Origin of the sequence: Pedobacter sp. Bi27 (assembly GCF_918698255.1) — a bacterium.
Classification (GTDB): domain Bacteria; phylum Bacteroidota; class Bacteroidia; order Sphingobacteriales; family Sphingobacteriaceae; genus Pedobacter.
Window position 1 is genome coordinate 325,400 of the sequence record NZ_CAKKMW010000006.1, and the last position, 17,909, is coordinate 343,308.

12 protein-coding genes are annotated in these 17,909 nt (G+C 37.8%); 5 read left to right on the top strand and 7 right to left on the bottom strand.

Going from position 1 to position 17,909, the window contains the following annotated elements:
* Window positions 1–280 precede the first annotated feature (280 nt).
* The 3 genes from LQ227_RS20500 to LQ227_RS20510 all read left to right on the top strand — a co-directional run bounded on the left by LQ227_RS20500 (window position 281) and on the right by LQ227_RS20510 (window position 2,238).
* The gene (locus LQ227_RS20500) at window positions 281–961 is read left to right on the top strand and encodes a DNA alkylation repair protein (RefSeq protein ID WP_230145146.1); all 681 of its coding nucleotides are present in this window, start codon (window positions 281–283) and stop codon (window positions 959–961) included.
* 108 nt (window positions 962–1,069) lie between these two features.
* Window positions 1,070–1,792 carry a pirin family protein gene (locus tag LQ227_RS20505; RefSeq protein ID WP_230145147.1) on the top strand — a complete coding sequence of 241 codons (723 nt, stop codon included), beginning with the start codon at window positions 1,070–1,072 and terminating at the stop codon, window positions 1,790–1,792.
* A gap of 152 nt (window positions 1,793–1,944) precedes the next feature.
* Window positions 1,945–2,238, top strand: coding sequence for a hypothetical protein (locus tag LQ227_RS20510; RefSeq protein ID WP_230145148.1), 294 nt, complete (start codon window positions 1,945–1,947; stop codon window positions 2,236–2,238).
* A gap of 224 nt (window positions 2,239–2,462) precedes the next feature.
* Here the strand turns inward: LQ227_RS20510 and LQ227_RS20515 are convergent, their stop codons facing one another.
* From LQ227_RS20515 to tgt, 5 genes are all read right to left on the bottom strand, one after another.
* On the bottom strand, window positions 2,463–2,741 hold the full coding sequence (locus LQ227_RS20515) for a lipopolysaccharide assembly protein LapA domain-containing protein (protein ID WP_230032635.1): 279 nt from the start codon (window positions 2,739–2,741) through the stop codon (window positions 2,463–2,465).
* 4 nt (window positions 2,742–2,745) lie between these two features.
* The gene (locus tag LQ227_RS20520; protein WP_230150797.1) at window positions 2,746–5,550 is read right to left on the bottom strand and encodes a hypothetical protein; all 2,805 of its coding nucleotides are present in this window, start codon (window positions 5,548–5,550) and stop codon (window positions 2,746–2,748) included.
* A gap of 2,237 nt (window positions 5,551–7,787) precedes the next feature.
* On the bottom strand, window positions 7,788–8,666 hold the full coding sequence (locus LQ227_RS20525; protein WP_230145151.1) for a DMT family transporter: 879 nt from the start codon (window positions 8,664–8,666) through the stop codon (window positions 7,788–7,790).
* A 2-nt stretch (window positions 8,667–8,668) separates the two neighbouring features.
* On the bottom strand, window positions 8,669–9,772 hold the full coding sequence (locus LQ227_RS20530) for an LptF/LptG family permease (RefSeq protein ID WP_230150800.1): 1,104 nt from the start codon (window positions 9,770–9,772) through the stop codon (window positions 8,669–8,671).
* Window position 9,773: 1 nt separating this feature from the next.
* Window positions 9,774–10,904, bottom strand: a complete 1,131-nt coding sequence (gene tgt / locus LQ227_RS20535; protein ID WP_215126823.1) for a tRNA guanosine(34) transglycosylase Tgt — start codon at window positions 10,902–10,904, stop codon at window positions 9,774–9,776.
* A gap of 141 nt (window positions 10,905–11,045) precedes the next feature.
* Here tgt and LQ227_RS20540 point away from each other — a divergent pair, with 141 nt between their 5' ends.
* Complete coding sequence (locus LQ227_RS20540) at window positions 11,046–12,263, top strand: glycosyltransferase (RefSeq protein WP_371824751.1); 1,218 nt, start codon at window positions 11,046–11,048, stop codon at window positions 12,261–12,263.
* Window positions 12,264–12,289: 26 nt separating this feature from the next.
* Complete coding sequence (rsmG, locus tag LQ227_RS20545) at window positions 12,290–12,925, top strand: 16S rRNA (guanine(527)-N(7))-methyltransferase RsmG (protein WP_230150803.1); 636 nt, start codon at window positions 12,290–12,292, stop codon at window positions 12,923–12,925.
* A 79-nt stretch (window positions 12,926–13,004) separates the two neighbouring features.
* On the opposite strand, the gene LQ227_RS20550 is transcribed toward rsmG, so the two are convergent.
* Complete coding sequence (locus LQ227_RS20550) at window positions 13,005–13,979, bottom strand: M28 family peptidase (protein WP_230150805.1); 975 nt, start codon at window positions 13,977–13,979, stop codon at window positions 13,005–13,007.
* A 358-nt stretch (window positions 13,980–14,337) separates the two neighbouring features.
* On the bottom strand, window positions 14,338–17,877 hold the full coding sequence (gene smc, locus LQ227_RS20555) for a chromosome segregation protein SMC (protein WP_230145155.1): 3,540 nt from the start codon (window positions 17,875–17,877) through the stop codon (window positions 14,338–14,340).
* Window positions 17,878–17,909: the final 32 nt, after the last annotated feature.

Sequence of the window (17,909 nt, forward strand, 5' to 3'; positions counted from 1 at the left end):
TAGCCTCCTCTTCAGCTAATTTGTTCTTTTTGCAGGAAAATGTGAATAGGCAAGACGCTAATAGCATCCAAATGATGTTTTTTTGCATGGGTTTTAAAAGGTTGATTGTTATGGTTAAATTTAAACAAGTTTAAATGATCGATGTAAACTTAAAGCTGAAACAGTATTAAGGATTGGTTATGTTGCAATAACCCCAATTGTTTTGTCTATACTCCTGATTTTGCCTAAGGCGCAGGTCTTTGAAACTTCGGAAGTCTTTCAAAAAAATTAAATTCGTATAATGAATGATCTAGATTTTGTCCTTTCCGAATTAAAATCCATGAGCGAGCCTGATTATCTAAAAAAGATGGCTCATTTTGGGATCGATATTTCTAAAGCTTTTGGTATCCGTTTGCCGAATATCAGAAAACTGGCAAAGCAAATTGGCAAGAATCAGGAACTGTCTTTATTGCTCTGGGAGACTGGATTTCATGAAGCCCGTCTATTAGCAACCATTATTGGCGATTTTAAACAGGTATCAGAAACGCAAATAAATGCGTGGGCAAATGATTTTAGTTCCTGGGATATATGTGATCAGGCTTGCGGAAATCTTTTCGTTAAAACGCCTTATTTTAAGTCGAAGGCCTTTGAGTTTGTTCAGGCTGAAGCCGAATTTGTAAAACGAACCGGTTTTGTGTTGATGGCCGAGGCAGCTGTACACCTTAAAAAAGAACCCAACGAAACTTTTCTGGGTTTTCTTCCGATCATCGAAAGAGAAGCCTACGATAACCGGAATTTTGTTAAAAAGGCAATCAACTGGGCATTGAGGCAAATTGGCAAGCGAAATGTTTTCCTGCATGAGCATGCCATCCAAACCGCAAACAATATCCTTGCCCAAAACAATAAAAAAGCAAATTGGGTAGCGCTAGACGCGTTAAGGGAGCTTAACAGCAATGCTGTAATGGCAAGGCACAATCGGTGATTGACCCAAGACTTAGGACTCTGGACTCCCGACTACTTTCTTACCCTACATCAATGTTTGGTAAACATCGCTGCTGTAAATTTGTATCATAAACAAGAAAGGAAATTTATGTCACAGTTTATTTTGCACAAAGAAAACACCCGAGGTCATGCTAATCATGGTTGGTTAGATGCACACCATTCATTCAGTTTTGCTAATTACTACAATCCAGAAAGGATGCACTTCGGAGTTTTAAGGGTTTTAAATGACGACAGTATTGATGGTGGAATGGGCTTTGGCTCGCACCCGCACGATAACATGGAAATTATTACCATTCCATTGGCTGGTGCAATTGCCCACAAAGATAGTATGGGCAATTCGGCGGTAATTAAAAATGGAGAAATCCAGGTGATGAGCGCCGGAACAGGTGTTAGCCACAGCGAGTTTAACGCAAATGCAGACGAGCAATTAAACTTATTGCAGATCTGGCTGTTCCCTAACAAGAAAAATGTTACGCCGCGTTACGATCAGCAAACATTGGATGTTGCAGCGAGGCACAACAATTTTCAGCAGATTTTATCGCCAAATGCTGAAGATGCCGGTGTTTGGATTCATCAGGATGCCTGGTTCTCGTTAGGTAAGTTTGATGAAGGTTTTGAAACGGAATATAAAATCAAAAAAGCTGGAAACGGTGTTTATGCTTTCGTAATCAATGGCGAAGTAACCATAAACGGACAAGTGTTGAGCAAAAGAGATGGATTAGGTGTTTGGGACACTGATAGCATTAGTTTTAAAGCCAATACTGCAGATGCAGAGGTTTTATTGATGGATGTTCCGATGGAACTGAATTAATATAAAAGAATCGTCATTTCGACAGAAATGTTCCAATGGAATTCCTTTGGAGGAGAAATCTTGGAGTAGAGACCAAATTTTTCTTACCGACGAAAATCGGTGTATCAGTCGGAATGGCGATTTGTTTTTTGATATATTTTAAACTTAATACTATGCAAACTATTATACTTTATATTGGCCGGGATACAGAAATTACTGCAGTAATGAACCGCCTTTTAAATGCCAGGCCTGAGTGGAAAGGTTTGTGTGTTTGCAAAAATGAAGAAGCCATTTCCATTTGCAAAGAACAGCACATTGACTTGGTTTTACTTGGAAATGGAATTGATCAGGAATCAGAAGCTGAACTGAAAAATAAACTTCTCGCGTTAAGGCCAGGCCTAAAAATTATCCAGCATTACGGAGGTGGTAGTGGGTTGTTATATGGCGAGGTAATGTCGGCACTTTAACTACGAACAAAAATAGCCGTCATTTCGATAAATAATCTATTGCATAAAAACCAATGTGGGCGGAAAGTTTAAGAAGAGTTTGTCCCAAGTCGCCGTCATCTCGAGCGAAGTGCAACGAAGCCGAGAGATCTATCGAAGCAGATCTCTCCATTTCACTGCGTTCCAGTCGAGATGACGATTTTGCTATTGAGTATCAGATCGTAGAACCCTACTAATCCTAACGCTTAGCTGATATAATCCCTATCCTCGTCGCTCAATTCCTTTTTATTCGAACCCGGTTGATGCCTTTCGATCTCATCGTCATAACTGCTCACTGTTTTCCGTGGTCGGCCCACAACAAATCCAATGATAAAACCGATGATGATGCAAATACCGATAACCAGAAGTTTAGATACTGGAAGTGTGGTAACCAGGAAATCGAAATCAACAGGTTCGGTATTCACCATTAAAAATATGGTAAGTAATGCAGTCAGAATAATGATGGAGATTGTTTTTGCACTCATGGTTTTAAAAGCTATAATTAAATGAAAACTCTAATATCGGATTTTGATTGTAAATCTGATTAACAAAAACCAATCTCGCTCCTAAATCTACAACAGGTTGATAGCGCAAAAGGTTTACGCTGGTATTTAATTCTAATCCATAAGTTTTTGGATCGTTAAAGGTTGTGCCCTTGCCAATGTTCTCGTAATGGCAAAACAAACCCGCCCTAAAATTTCTGACATAAGCGAAAGGACCCAACTCCCAATCGGGAAAAGCAAAGGGGAAACGGTAGTTAAAAAGCAGACTGTTTTGCAGTTTACTTTTCGCTAAAATATTGTTGTAGCCGTAAACGGTTGCAATCTCAGTAGCGTATTGGTTTACACCACTTGCTTTCTGGTAATTGAAACTCGCTAAAAAGGAATGGTTTTTTGCAAATCCAGGAAAGTAAAGGAAACTTTCGAGTGCTAAGATTTCTCCGTTTAAGTTTTTATCGAAGGGTTGGTGATTATAAGTTGCCCTGAACACTTGTGCCCACTTGGGGGCAATATCTCTTTCCGTAGTGCGCACACTGTGGTTGAAAGTAAAATTGTATTCCATCGGAAATTTAAGCTCGTGTATAAAACCGGTAGGCATATTTTCTGGCATGTATCTTTGCGTAAAACTAGTTGCCGCATTTAAGGTAAAAGCATAGTTCTCATTGCGCATGTTGAACGATAGCGGAACCGATGCATTAAGCTTGATGTAGTTCTCTCTCCAATCACCTTGTTGTACCGCGTTTTTAGCTCTGTAGAATGTTCTTTTCGGGCGGTTGCGATACAATACACTAAATACTGGGTAAAGTGCCTTATAGCTAATGTCTGCTGTGTACTCAAAACGTTTTAAATCACGGTGGTATTTTGCACCGGTATAAAAGTCCATTGTGTTGAGCAGATTGTTTGATTGCAACTCCAGACCGAAAACATATTCGTTGTCGATAACCGGAATAATGCTGTGGAAACTGAAAAGATTTAAGGACTGATGATAGCGCTTGGCTTGGTAGGTGCTATCGGGAATCTTATCGAAAACATTCCCTACGTTTTCCTGCTTTTCTGCGGCGGCCGAGAAATCCACAAAGTTATTTTCGCCAATTGGTTTTTCGGTTAATGCGGTTTCTGCAATTTCATAACCATTGATTTTATAATTGTTAAAAATGATTTTTCCATCGGTGGTTTCGCTAGGGTTAAAGGCCCCATACTTGGACGCGCTGAGTGCATTTATTTTTTTCGAATCGGGATCTATACTGTAGATATTATCGATCCCATTAAAGTGCGCATTGAAAACAATTTTGTCGTTGATAAAGATCGGTCGGCTTAACTGTTGTCGGCTGTTAGAAATCAATTTCGTTTTTTTTTCTCCATCAATCAACCATAAACTTTTTCCTTTTTCATTTACACTGATATAAGTAACCTTATTTCCTGATTGATCAAATGAAGGCATCTGCAGGATTTCGTTTTCGAGGTTAGGGTAGGTCCTTAAAATTTTTCCCGAGACCGCATCCAACTCAACCAGATTGAACTGATTGTTCAGCGCCACTTTTGAAGCGATGATTTTCTTTCCATCGTTAGAAAGGCTGGGGGAGAAGAGCCTGCTTTTGCTGCTTAATTTGTTGAATTTTTTGGTCTTCAAATTATAAGAACAGATTACGCTGTAGCTCCGTTGTTTGTAGCGCGGATCGTAGCGTATTTCATCCCAAACCAAAAGATCATTTTTTAAGCTAAACCAAGGCTGTTCCTGATAACCAATTCCGAATAATTTTTGTTCCGATTTATCCTCGTTAATAATCACGAAATATCGCGCATCTGTCTTGCTTTCTTTTAGGGCTAAAACCTGGTTTTTATTTAGCCGGATAGGAAGAGAATAATCGGTTGCCAGGTCAGCTTTTTTATTTAAGCTTTCATAGCTTTCTGTAATAGATTTTTCTTGCTGTATTTTCCATTTTTCAGCGAGCTTGTTTTGGGTAGAAAGAAAGTAGGTTCTGGTATTCTGCTTCGTGAATTTTTTTAAGCTCTGCGAAAAGGGGTACAGTCTTACTGGTCTTTTTCTAATGTCGCTAAATATGCTATCGGAAATGAACTGCCCATATTTTTCTTTCATATCCGATACCATCAAATATCCGGTTTGATAGTAGCCAGGAGTTACGTCTTTGTTCGAACCGAAATAGGCTTTACTGTATGAGATTTTTTTGCCTTCTAAAATTGAAGCCCGGTAAGGCATGATCCAATTAGGCTGTCTGCCCCGGCCCGAATAGGTCAACGCGGTTTCGTTAACTACGGCATCACCTTCAAAAAACCAGATGGGGATGCCCGCGCCAAAGTAAGCAAAGTAAGCGAGTTCAGGAAAGGGGTGTGCTTGCGTTCCTGTCAATTTGTCAAACTGAGCAATGTGTCTAAGTTCATGTACTGCCAGGTTGTTTAGCCAATCTTGACTATCGAAAAACTGAGGTGGAGTTGCATAGAATTCAGACTTCTTGGGTGCGAGTTGAACAAAGCCGTTTGCTACGGTTCCGCGGTTCTGGAGCAGGAGTGGAATAGTGGTTTTTTGCTGCCTTAAACCCAGTCCTATTTTGGGATAGATAAAGGGTAGGGTATTGGCCATTCTTTGTGCCTCTTTCTCCAGTTCTTGCGGATAGATGATTTTAAAGCCACCTGAATAAATATAGTTCCATTTTACACTAAGTGGGTTTTGTGCGGTGCTGAAAATCTGCCCAAAAACCGATAGTGATGTGAAACTTAAGGTAGCTATACTTAAATACTTGATAATTAGTTGTTTGTTTGATATGTTTAAATTCATCTAAATTCTTTGCTAAAATATTTAGTTTTTTAAAATTTACAAATGTTAATTTTTGTAAATACTTAGTTTATATAAATTTATTTAAGTTGTTGATTTTTAAATATTAATGAATTTTATATAAATCCTTTATTTGTCTATTTTACTTTTGTTTTTTTTGAATTTTACGGCTAATTATTGCTTTGTTCAATATTTTTAATCGCATTATCTTTATTGATTTAATTTACACTTATTAATCGATTTTCTTCAAAAATTTTATTGCCTTTTTAAATTCTTGTATAGTTTTTTAGAATTAGATCAGGCTCAGGGAATGGCTTAAAATGCAACTGGATTTTGTAATTCTCATGGATATTTTTTGGCTTTTAATGCTGGACGAATGGTTAACATTTTGGTCAGGATTACCTGCTTTAAAATTGACTTTAAGCATGCGAAAATCCGCTTGTAAAATGCATTCTGTTTGTAATACTTTTAAACAAAATGTATGATGTAAATTAGCTATTCAAAATCGCTATTAATATTTGAGATTAGATTGATGTGACAAAATGTCTTTGTTTTTTAGCGATTGCTTGAGGAGTAATTTGGTAATATTTCTTTTCGCTCTTCTTGTTTGTTACTAAGTTTTGATGAATATTATGCGGTTGAAATGCAGGTAATGTCCCGTGAATTGTGGGGTTAGTCAAGCTTCAAGTCTGGTTTTTAACTTCAATTTCTTGCTTTAAATTTGATCTCAAATGTTGAAATTGTATATTTTTTTGCTGTTTTGAACTTCGAAATCTGTAATAATTTAGCCTTATAATGCAATTTCCTGACGATATTCGTGAATAATGGTGTTTTCGGAATGCTTTAGGTTGGTTTTTGTTTTGCTCAAAAAAGCTTGTCTATTGGTGTTTAAATACGGTTTTTTACGCTTTTAGGCTTTGTCCTCTGGAAACTCGAAATTGATCACTTTTCCGTAGTTGCATGGGAAAAGCACGTTGAAAATTAGGTTTTGATTGTAATTTTTACCGTTATTTTTATGCTGATTAGCTATAAAATGCTTTATGTTTTTATGCTGCTTTGCCAGATTTTTATTGTGGTTAAAAACTATCCTGTACGGAAGGTTGGGGTAGTTTAGACAAGTCATCTTGGTTTACTTATAATTTGGCAACTCAATGCTGTATGAAATTTAAATAGAAAATACCTTGGATATGGTGTCGATTTTGAATATGATTTTTGATCTTTTCCATTGTGATTTTAGCGCTATTTTATACTGCTTTAAATCAATTTTTTGTTAGCGTTTTGATCGGCTTAATCATCCGGTTTTAGCGTGTAATTTTTCTTAATTTTTGTCTTTTATTTTAACCCTTATTTAGCTAAAAACACAATGATATTGACCAAGGGTAAACTTAGAACCAGGCTACTATTTCTGATTTAAAATTGTTAATATTTTGCTCAATTTTTTTGTTCTGAATTTTGGCTTTTTTTAACGTGAACTACTGCCTTTAACTCAGGTTTTTGTTTCGTCTCCCTTTAGGGTTTTTCAGCACTAAATCCATCATTTGTCAAGCATAAGGATTGGGTATATGTGCTTGTATTGTAGTGTCGGATTTGAAGCTGCTTGTTTAGTTTTTATTCGCTTTTGTCTGACTTATTGTTATGGCTATCTATCTTCTTTATCTGGCTGAAATACCGCAACGGATGGTAGCAAGTTTAGTTGGGTAATCCGTAGATTTTGAAAAGAGACATTAGTTCAGATTAACGGTTTGTAATAGTTATTCGTCTCGTTTTAAGTATGCTCTTGTATGGGCATTATCTACCTTGATGGAGATTTGCATGCTTGTGACCGATGCTTATTTTTGATCTTTCACTTTCCGATAAATTGCATTCTTTAAGTTGGTTTTCCTTATTTGAAACTATCCTTTTTGTTCCGATGATTTGATTAAGCTTGGCTATGTTGCATGTCTCTGAAACATTAGATTCCTAATGTTTTTGGGTGGTTGTTCGCTGCTTTTAATATGTGATTTTGCATCTCTATATAAGGCGAGTCGGAGGCTTTTATGATACTAAATAAAGGTTAGAGTGACTATTTTTGATAAGCTTCCTCATTACACTTTTATCTAATCTTTACCAAGAAATTTAATTTAGAAATTGTAAGCATTGTGCTGTTCAGAATGGATTAGCTACCACCAATAGGTACAACCGAAACTGTCCATTCAGCTGGTATCATTTCTAAAGAAAATTTAAATTTCTATCGTTTGTGTTTACAGTTGATTCTTTCTCTTTTTGTAGATCGGATAGAGAAAAATAGAGGCCAGGATAATGGTTGCGCCAATATAAAATCCACCTGTCATTTGCTCTTTGCTTTGAAAGAAAACGAAGGCTAATACTATTCCGTATACAGGTTCCAGATTGGTGATTAATGCAACTCTAAAAGCCGATAAAGTTCTCATTACCGCAACACCTGCAACGTAAGCAACGGATGTACAAAGTGTACCGAGAAGAATAAGATAGAACCAGTCTTTGGTATTTAAGTTGAATGCTGTGTGTAACAGTGTTCCATCGTATAAGCGGTATAACGTGATCCAGAAAAGTGCACCAACAAGCTCGTAAAAACTGATGATGGAAGGCTCGCTTTTTTGTACCAAAGTAGAATTTATAGTTGAAAAAAGACTTGATGCAACTGCTGCCAGCAAACCAAAAATAATTCCTAAAGTATACTGGCCTTCGAATTTAAAGATCATATATATTCCTAGAATGATCAATAAACCGATCAGAATGTCGCCCATTTGTATTGGCTGTTTTTTGATCAGCGGTTCTAAAATTGCGGTAAATAACGTGAAGGAAGAGAGGCAAACCAAGGTTACTGAAACAGTAGAAACCTTAATGGCATGAAAGAAAAATATCCAGTGAATGGCTACAATTCCTCCAGTTAAAAAGAATTGGATAAACTGTTTTTTAGTAATCTTAATGTTCTTTTTGGTGATTAAAAACCATGCAAAAAGTGTAGCTGCGGCAATCAATACCCGGTACCAGACCATAGGCACTGCATCGATAGAAATCAGTTTGCCGAGCACACCCGTAAAGCCCCAAACAAATACAGTAAGATGAAGGATGAGTAAATTCTTTTTGGTAACGTCCATCGCTATTTTGGTGCTTTTCTTAATAGGTAAAAACCTAATAAGCCAAAGAATAATGTAGGCATAATAACAGCCGCAAAAGGCGGTAATCCACCTTTGGTAGAAAACATCTGTGTGAACTGATTAAATACGATATAAGCAAAGCTGATGAAGATTCCGATGCCTAAGGATACACCGACACCTCCACGTACTTTACGCGACGATAGGGCTACGCCAATGAGCGTTAATACGAAAGCAGAAAGCGGGTGGAGGTAACGTTTGTATTTTTCAAACTGAAGATCGTTCATTACGCCCGTTCCGCGGATTTTTTCTTTCCTGATCTTATCAGAAAGTTCCTTTGTGGTTAAATTTTGCACCACATTGTCATATGCCGAAAAATCATCCGGACGCATATCCAGAATGGTATCTTTTTGTTTTCCGTTACCGTAAATCATGGTTTCTTTCAATCCCTCAATCTTGCGTATGGAATAGTTGTTCAACTGCCATTTGCGTTTAAGCGAATCCCATTTTATATTTTCGGAAACGATCTTTTTGGTGAGTACATCTCCACTAAAATTATCTAAAGAAAACCGGTATCCTGAATTCGTTTTGTTGTCGAAATTATCAATATAGATATAGGTTTTGTCATCCAGTTTCATATGGATGTTTGATTTTGTGGAAGGGTCGTTACGTTTTACATACGTATTCTCGAAGCTATTTTTTAAGGTATTGGTATAAGGAAGGATGTATAGATTTGAAAGTAAATTGGCTGAGAAAATAATCGTAGCCGATACCAAATAAGGAAATAAAAAGCGGTTAAAACTCACACCACCGCTTAAAATTGGTACAATTTCAGTCTGATCGGCCATTTTTGCGGTAAAGAAAATTACCGCAATAAAATTGATCAGCGGTGAAAGCATATTCACATAAAAAGGAATAGAGCCTGCGTAATATTTAGAGAGGATTCCCCAAAAACTCAGGCCACTTTTCATAAAATCATCCATCTTTTCAGATAGGTCGAACACTACAATAATGATCACAAAAATGGCCAGCGTATAAATAAATGTACCCAGGTATTTTCCGATAATATACTGATCGATGATTTTTATCCTTCCTTTTAACAGATTCATTTTATAGCTTATTGCCTAATATTTTAACCATTTTGTTTTTCCATTCGTAAAATTCACCAGCAATGATCTTTTCTCTGGCCTGTTTTACCAGCCAAAGATAAAAATGCAGATTATGCAAGGTAGCAATTTGAGCGCCAAGCATCTCCTTACTATGTACCAAATGTCTTAAATATGCTTTACTGGTTACTAAATCAGCATGAAGATCGCTCTCTGCATCCAACGGCGAGAAATCGTTCTCCCATTTTTTGTTCCTGATGTTTATAATCCCATTTCTGGTAAAAAGCATGCCATTTCTGGCATTTCTGGTTGGCATTACACAATCGAACATGTCGATACCCAGTGCAATATTCTCCAAAATATTGATCGGTGTGCCCACACCCATTAAATAACGCGGTTTTTCTTCTGGTAATATATTGCATACCACTTCTGTCATGGCATACATCTCTTCAGCTGGCTCACCAACAGATAAACCACCAATAGCATTGCCCTCGCGGTTCATGCTGGCAATAAATTCTGCCGATTTTATGCGCAAATCTTTATATACCGAACCCTGAACAATAGGGAAAAGGGTCTGGTCGAAACCATATTTAGGTTCTGTACTGTCAAAACGGGTACAACAGCGTTTTAACCAACGGTGCGTCATTTTAATTGATTGCGCTGCATAAGTATAATCGCATGGGTATGGCGTGCACTCATCAAAGGCCATAATAATATCGGCACCTATGGTACGCTGAATATCCATTGCGTATTCTGGCGTGAAAAGGTGTTTTGATCCATCAATATGGGAATGAAAAGTAACGCCTTCTTCCTTAATTTTACGAACTTTACTTAAAGAATACACCTGGTAGCCGCCACTATCTGTTAAAATTGGGCGGTCCCAGCCAATAAATTGATGTAATCCGCCAGCTTTTTCCAGGATATCTAACCCTGGTCTTAAATATAGGTGGTAAGTATTGCCTAAAATGATTTTTGCGTCAATATCGTCTTTCAGTTCGCGCTGATGTACGGCTTTTACCGTTCCTGCGGTGCCCACAGGCATAAAAATAGGGGTTTGTATTTCGCCATGAGCAGTTGTTACCGTTCCGGCTCTGGCTTTAGATAGTGGATCGTTAGCCTGTAAACTAAATTTCATCTGTTTCTATTTATTTTTCTCCAATTGTTAGGTGGAGCTTACCACCATCAAATTACTTTTTATTAAAACTAATTGTTATTTTGACGGTTGGCGGTTTATATGTGTTTTTTCTCGTCGAAAATCTGCCAAAAATAGCAAAAATTGAGGGCATATTTTTGTTTAATTTTTTATCCACATAAAAGTGATTTACAGATTAAAAATGAGAAATTTGCGCCTATTTATTTTACCATCGTGATATTAACCCTGCTTGAAATTATTCTGCTCTCTATATTGGCTTTTTGCCTTTTGGTTCAGCTCTACTATGTCCTTTTTGTTCATTTGAAATTGGCTAATGTAGGCATAGAGGAGATCCCGTTATCGGCACAAAAACCGCTAAGTGTAATTGTTTGTGCCCGAAACGAAATTGTAAATTTAGAGCAGTATCTGCCTGCATTATTAAGCCAGGATTATCCGGAGTTCGAAGTTGTGGTGGTTAACGATCGCTCTTGGGATGGTACAGAGGAGTTTTTAGAACAATTAGAGAAGAAACACCGTAACCTGAAAGTTGTTAAGATTTTAGATAACGATAAATTTATAGCAGGTAAGAAATTCGCGGTAACCATGGGTATAAAGGCCGCTAAGTACGATTGGTTGGTTTTTACTGATGCAGATTGTACACCTGCTTCTGCACATTGGTTAAAGGATATGCAACAGCCTGCCGATGAGAATACCGAAATTGTTTTGGGCTACTCGCCCTATATGAAGAAAAGAAGTTTGCTAAATGCGTTAATCCGGTTCGAAACCTTTTTTACTGCTGTAAATTACCTGGCTTTCGCCTTAAAAGGCATGCCGTATATGGGGGTTGGACGTAATATGGCCTATAAAAAATCACTTTTTTTTAAAAATAAGGGCTTTGCAGCGCACATGCATATTCCATCAGGAGATGATGATTTATTCGTAAACGCACACGCCAATAAATACAATACTGAGATCCGCTTACACCACGATAGCCATGTTTGGAGCGAACCCAATAATACCTGGGGAGGTTACCTGAGGCAGAAAAAACGTCATTTTGGTGCTGGAAAGTTCTATAAATCGAAGCACAAGTTTATTTTGAGCCTTCAGATTGTTTTTCAGTTTTTGTTTTATGCGTTCTTTGCCGCATGTATGTTTTTTAGCCGCGAGGCGCAATATGTAGCGCTGGGAATTCTCGGATTAAGCATCATCATCAGGTGTTTTATCTATCCAAAATTGCTGAAACGCTTAAACTATAGCGATTTGCGTTGGTGGTTCCCGATTTTAGACATACTTTTGTTTCTGTTTCTAACCCTGAACGGATTTTTAGCCTTGTTTGGCAAGAAAAAAGTAAACTGGAAATAATTCAATAATCCTTTAGCAATTACAATATGCTTGATGTAAAGCCCAATATCGTTTTAAAATATTTTCCTAACCTAAGTGAAAAACAGATTGCTCAATTCTCACAATTGTTCGATTTATATAGCTTTTGGAATGCACAGATTAATGTAATTTCGAGAAAGGATATCGAAGAGCTATATGAGCGCCACGTACTGCACTCGTTGGGGATCGCTAAAGTATGCAATTTTAAAGCTGGCGAATCGGTTTTAGATGTAGGTACAGGTGGTGGTTTTCCGGGCATTCCATTGGCCATCTTGTTTCCTGAAACAGAATTTTATCTGGTCGACTCTATAGGAAAAAAGATTAAAGTGGTAAAAGAGGTGGCTTCGGCTTTAGGTTTGGAGAATTTAAGGGCCGACCATTTAAGAGCTGAGCAGATTAAAGAGAAATTTAACTTTGTAGTATCGAGAGCGGTTACGCGTTTGGGCGAATTTTATCCATGGATACAGGGCAAATTTAAAAAAGACTCGCTAAATGCCATTCCGAACGGGATTTTGTATTTAAAAGGAGGCGATTTGGAAGAGGAGATCAAAGAATCAAAACTGAAAGCAGAATTATACCCGCTTTCAGCTTATTTTGAGGAAGATTTTTTTGAGACTAAATATGTGGTTTACGTACCGCAGTAGTTATAGTTCTTTAGAGGATAGCCTTTAATTGTAACTTCTTGCCGGATAGGGCAGGTTTAGATTTATATCAATCCGTTTGTTAGAATTTTTCTGACTTTCTTGGATTGTCCATCATGATCATTTTATCCTTTAACAACTGTTGTAAGCCGGTTTGTTTGTCGATACTTTTTACAACATCCAATACAGCACTAGCTGCATTGCTGAAGAATGGTTTGGTAATGGTAGCATATTCGTCTGTAGGTTTATGATAATCTTTGTGGTCTTCTACACCAAAATATAAAAAGGGGATATTTTTGGCATTAAATGCGCCCTGGTCGCTTTGGTTTGTCCAATCATCGTGACCTTGTTTTGGATCGTCGTGGCCGAAAAGTAATTTGATATTGGTTTTAGTCGTATCTACATACTTCTTTAAATCAGGATATTTGAAAGTCCCGCAGACATAGAGTTCACCTTTATCACTATGGCTGATCATATCCATGTTTAAATCAATGGCTATAGTATTAATAGGCACTGGTGGATTGCCTACAAATGCCTTTGCACCTTGTAAGCCCATTTCTTCCGCATCGAAAGAAGCGAAAATGATCGTGTTATTTGGTTTGTTTTTAGCAAAATAGGCGGCAATTTTTAATAATCCTGCAGTTCCCGATGCATTATCATCAGCACCATTAAAAACTTCGTCTTTTACTACGCCTAAATGGTCGTAATGGGCAGATACCACAATAACATTACTTCCTTTGCCCGGAATGTAGCCGATAATGTTGGTGCCATTTATTTTTGTGTTGCCTCTGCCGTTAAAAGTGAACTCCTGGGCATAGTTTACATGCTGAGGATAAGATTTTAGCCCTAATTTTTGAAATCTTTCTATAATGTATGCCCTGGCCATTTCAGCCCCTTTTGTTCCAGTTTTCCTACCTTGATAAGCATCTGATGATAATACCTCAACATCTTTTAACAATTGGGTATCTAACTTGCCGGAAACCGTATTGTTTTGGTTTTTTACTGATGAACAGCAGCTTAGCATTATGGCTAAGGGAAGGATATATAGGATTTTCATATTTCTTTGTAATAAGTTAGGGTTGTCACCTCGACTGGAGCATCGTCCCGACGTTAAGTCGGGAGAGAGATCTATCGGAATAGATTTCTCGACTTCGTTGCACTCCGCTCGAAAGGACGACCATCGCGTTAAATTTTCTTAAAGATATTAATTATTAGATTATAGAAGAGAAAACGCTGTTTTTAGTACTGTATTGCGTTTATAAACCTGATGGAAACGGCAGCCCGAGCTTTTCGCGAGGCTAATAGTGCACAGCAGGACTGAGGACTGCCAAAGGCTATTGCTTTCATTTTCAAATTGGAAAATACAAATAAAAGATTGCTTCGTCGTAGCTCCTCGCAATGACGAAAACATAGAGCTAAGCCGCTACTTCCCTTAAATCGACCGCTACAACTCTGGAAACGCCCTGTTCTACCATGGTTACCCCGTAAATAATATCAGTGCTTGCAATAGTCCGTTTGTTGTGCGATACGATGATAAACTGCGATTGATCGGAGAATTTACGGATAATATTATTGAATTTATCGATGTTGGTATCATCCAAAGGTGCATCAACCTCATCGAAAATACAGAAAGGCGCAGGTTTTAACAGGTAAAGCGAAAACAATAGTGCCGTAGCCGTTAATGTTTTTTCTCCACCGGATAACTGATTGATGGATAAAGGTCTTTTCCCTTTCGGACGGGCAATAATATCAATATCGGCCTCTAAAGGATTATTGATATCGGATAAAATCAGGTCGCAGCTATCTTCTTCGTTAAATAAAGAACGGAAAACTACGATAAAATGCTCACGGGCCTGGGTAAAGGCTTGCATAAATTTATCTTTAGCTGTATCGTCTATCTCTTTAATTGTTTGTAAAAGATCGGTTTTTGCTGCATTAAGGTCCTTTTTTTGGTTCTGGATAAAAGTATAACGTTCCTCCATTTCTTTAAAGGCCTCCATTGCCATGGAGTTAATGGCGCCAAACTCATCAAGTTGACGTTTCATTCGCTCTACCTTTTGGCGGAGATCGAACTCACTTTCTAAAGCTTCAATTTCGGTATCTGTTTCTAAAAGATCATTGATGTCGATGTTGAATTCGACAGCTAAACGTTCCTTTAAGGCATTCAGATCGATTTTTAATGCGTTCTTTTTATCCTTAATCTCGGTTAATAAGAAATCGGTTTCTTCGCGGGTTTTGCGGATATTGGTCAGGTCGTTTTCAACCTCGTTAATACTTCCTTTGCTCGTGAAATAGGCTTGTTCAGCTTCTGCTAGCCCTTTTTCCATTTCTTCACGTTGTTGATACATCTCTAAAAGCGTATCGTCATTCAGGTCAGTATGCTGTAACGTTGCTGTAATTTGGGTCAATGCCTCCTGTAATTCTTTATCGTTTTGGGCGATGCGCTTATTTAAAGCTTCTTCCTGTACAAAACGGTAATCTAAATCTTTTTCTAAGCCTGATAACTTATTTTGTTGTTGGTGAAAACGGATATTATCCTGGTTATATTTGCCAGCACTTTCGTTTACCTGATCGGCAATTTCCTGATAATTAAGTTGTTGTTCCTGTAAATTTACATGTGCTTCTTGCTGGTCTTTTTGTAATTGAATCAATGCCGGCAATTTTTCAGATAAGGCTTTTTCTATTGATACGATCTTTTGGGCAATATCTGTTTTACGGTTTTCGCTGGTCGTAATAAACTCCTGGTACTGATCGCGACGGGTCTGCACAGAAATATGTTCGTTGTTTAAACGGTTCATTTCTTGTTGCAAAGCATTGATCTGATTGATTTTTGAAGCTTCTTTTAGGTTAAATATGTTATCAGTTTCGGCTTTAATTGCAGCATCATACTGATTAATCAATGATTCTGAAGCTTTAATTTCTTTGGCCAGGTTTTCCAAATTCTTGGCACGACCAATCCTTTTACCCTCAAATAAACCCACAGAGCCACCCGCCAAAGTAAATTTGGTTTGAGCATATTTTCCATTTTTAGCCAAAATGGTTAAACTATCTGTTGGTGTGGCTTTGAAAAGATTTTCTTGCTCAGCTACTGCGATGTACACATTTTGCAAAAGCAGATTGCAGAGGTGCTGGTATTTTTTATCAACTTCAATAACTGATAACGCTGAAACCAGGCCTTCATGCGTACCAATAATTGGGTTTTTATCAGGTACATTTTCTAAAATGAAAAAGTTTGCCCGTCCGCGGCTCGCATCGGTTAAAAGGTTAATGGCCTGTACTGCATCTGCATATTGATCAACCACATAATGGTTCATTACCGGTTCAAGGTAATTTTCAATGGCTATACGGTAATCTTCGTTACAGAATAAAATATCGGAAAGGAGCAGGGCGCTTTTAGCAAAAGCGTTGTTTTTCTTTAAGAAACGGATCGACTCAGGAAAACCCTCTAAACTATCAACCAGCGATTTGGTCAGGTTATATTCGTTCTGCTTGGCATCTTTTTTACGGTTTTCGGCCGTAAGTTTTTCCTTGTTCGAACTTAAATTGATTTCTGAAGCAGCCAGTTTTTCTTTTAAAAGTCCTTCAGCTTCCGTTAGGTTTTTAATATTGGCTTGCTTCTCCCTAACCTGAATATCAAGTTCGGCCAAGGCATGATCGAAAGCCTTTAATTCTAACGTTTTGGTTTCGGTATCATCAACATTCCTGTTGGTTTCCTGCACCAGCGCATCTTTTTGGATATTCAGGATATCAATTTCCTTCTGCGATTGGTAGACCTGATTTTGCAACTCGTTAACCGATTTGATGAGGTTATCAATCCTGTTTTTCTCAGTTTGTTGTTGCTCGCGTAAAGTATCAAGTGTAGATTTTAAGGTTTTTAAATCAGCCTCCAAACGGTTAAAAACCTCAGTTTCTGTTAAAACTTCTTCATTTAAACGTTTAATATTGTATTTGATGTGGTTAACCTGGTTTTTATCTTTTTCGAGCTCACCCGATAAACGTGTTTCTTTTTCCTGTAAAAAACGCATCTGTTCGTTCTTTACTTTCTTCTCACTTTCGTAAGCACGGATTTTGGAAACAAACTCATTTGTGGCCTTTTGTTGTACAGAAAGGTTCTTTTCCTGACTGATACTGCCTAGTTTAAGTTTTTGCAGTTCGGCTTCACCGGTATCTATTTTGGTACTGAGTGCCGCACGGTTTACCAGCTGATTTTGTTCCTGAGTTTCTAATGCATTTAAATCGGTACGGAAGAAGGCAATGCGGTGTGTAGCCAACTGAACACTCAACTCGCGGTATTGCTCTTTTAACTTATAATAACGTTCAGCCTTGCGTGCCTGATTTTCTAAGGTTTTAAGGTTTTTTTCGATCTCGAAAAGTAAATCTTCAACCCGCTCTAAATCGGCTTCTGTATCTTTTAATTTGTTGAAAGTCTGTTTTTTACGTAATTTGTATTTCGAGATCCCCGATGCTTCTTCAAACAAAGAACGGCGGCTATGTTCTTTATTGGTAATAATTTCATCAACCATTTTCAGCTCAATAATGGAATAACTATCAGAGCCGATTCCGGTATCCAGAAAAAGGTCGGTAATGTCTTTTAACCTACATTGAACATCGTTTAAACGGTACTCACTATCGCCATTTCTATAGAGTTTACGGGTTACGGTAACCTGTGAATAGGCTGTTGGCAGGATGTTCTTGGTATTATCAAAACTCAATGAAACCTCGGCAAGCTGCGCCTGTTTACGGTTTTTTGTTCCGTTGAAAATGATGTTCTCCATTTTTTCTGAACGAAGTGCTTTGGTGCTCTGTTCGCCCAAAACCCAGCGCATGGCATCTATTACATTGGATTTTCCGCAACCATTGGGCCCAACAATAGCGGTAACACCCTCATTAAAATTGATGGTCACTTTATCGCCAAAGCTCTTAAAACCTTTAATTTCTAACCTAGTAAGTTGCATGGTTTGTAATCGGGAGAACCGAGTTCAATGAT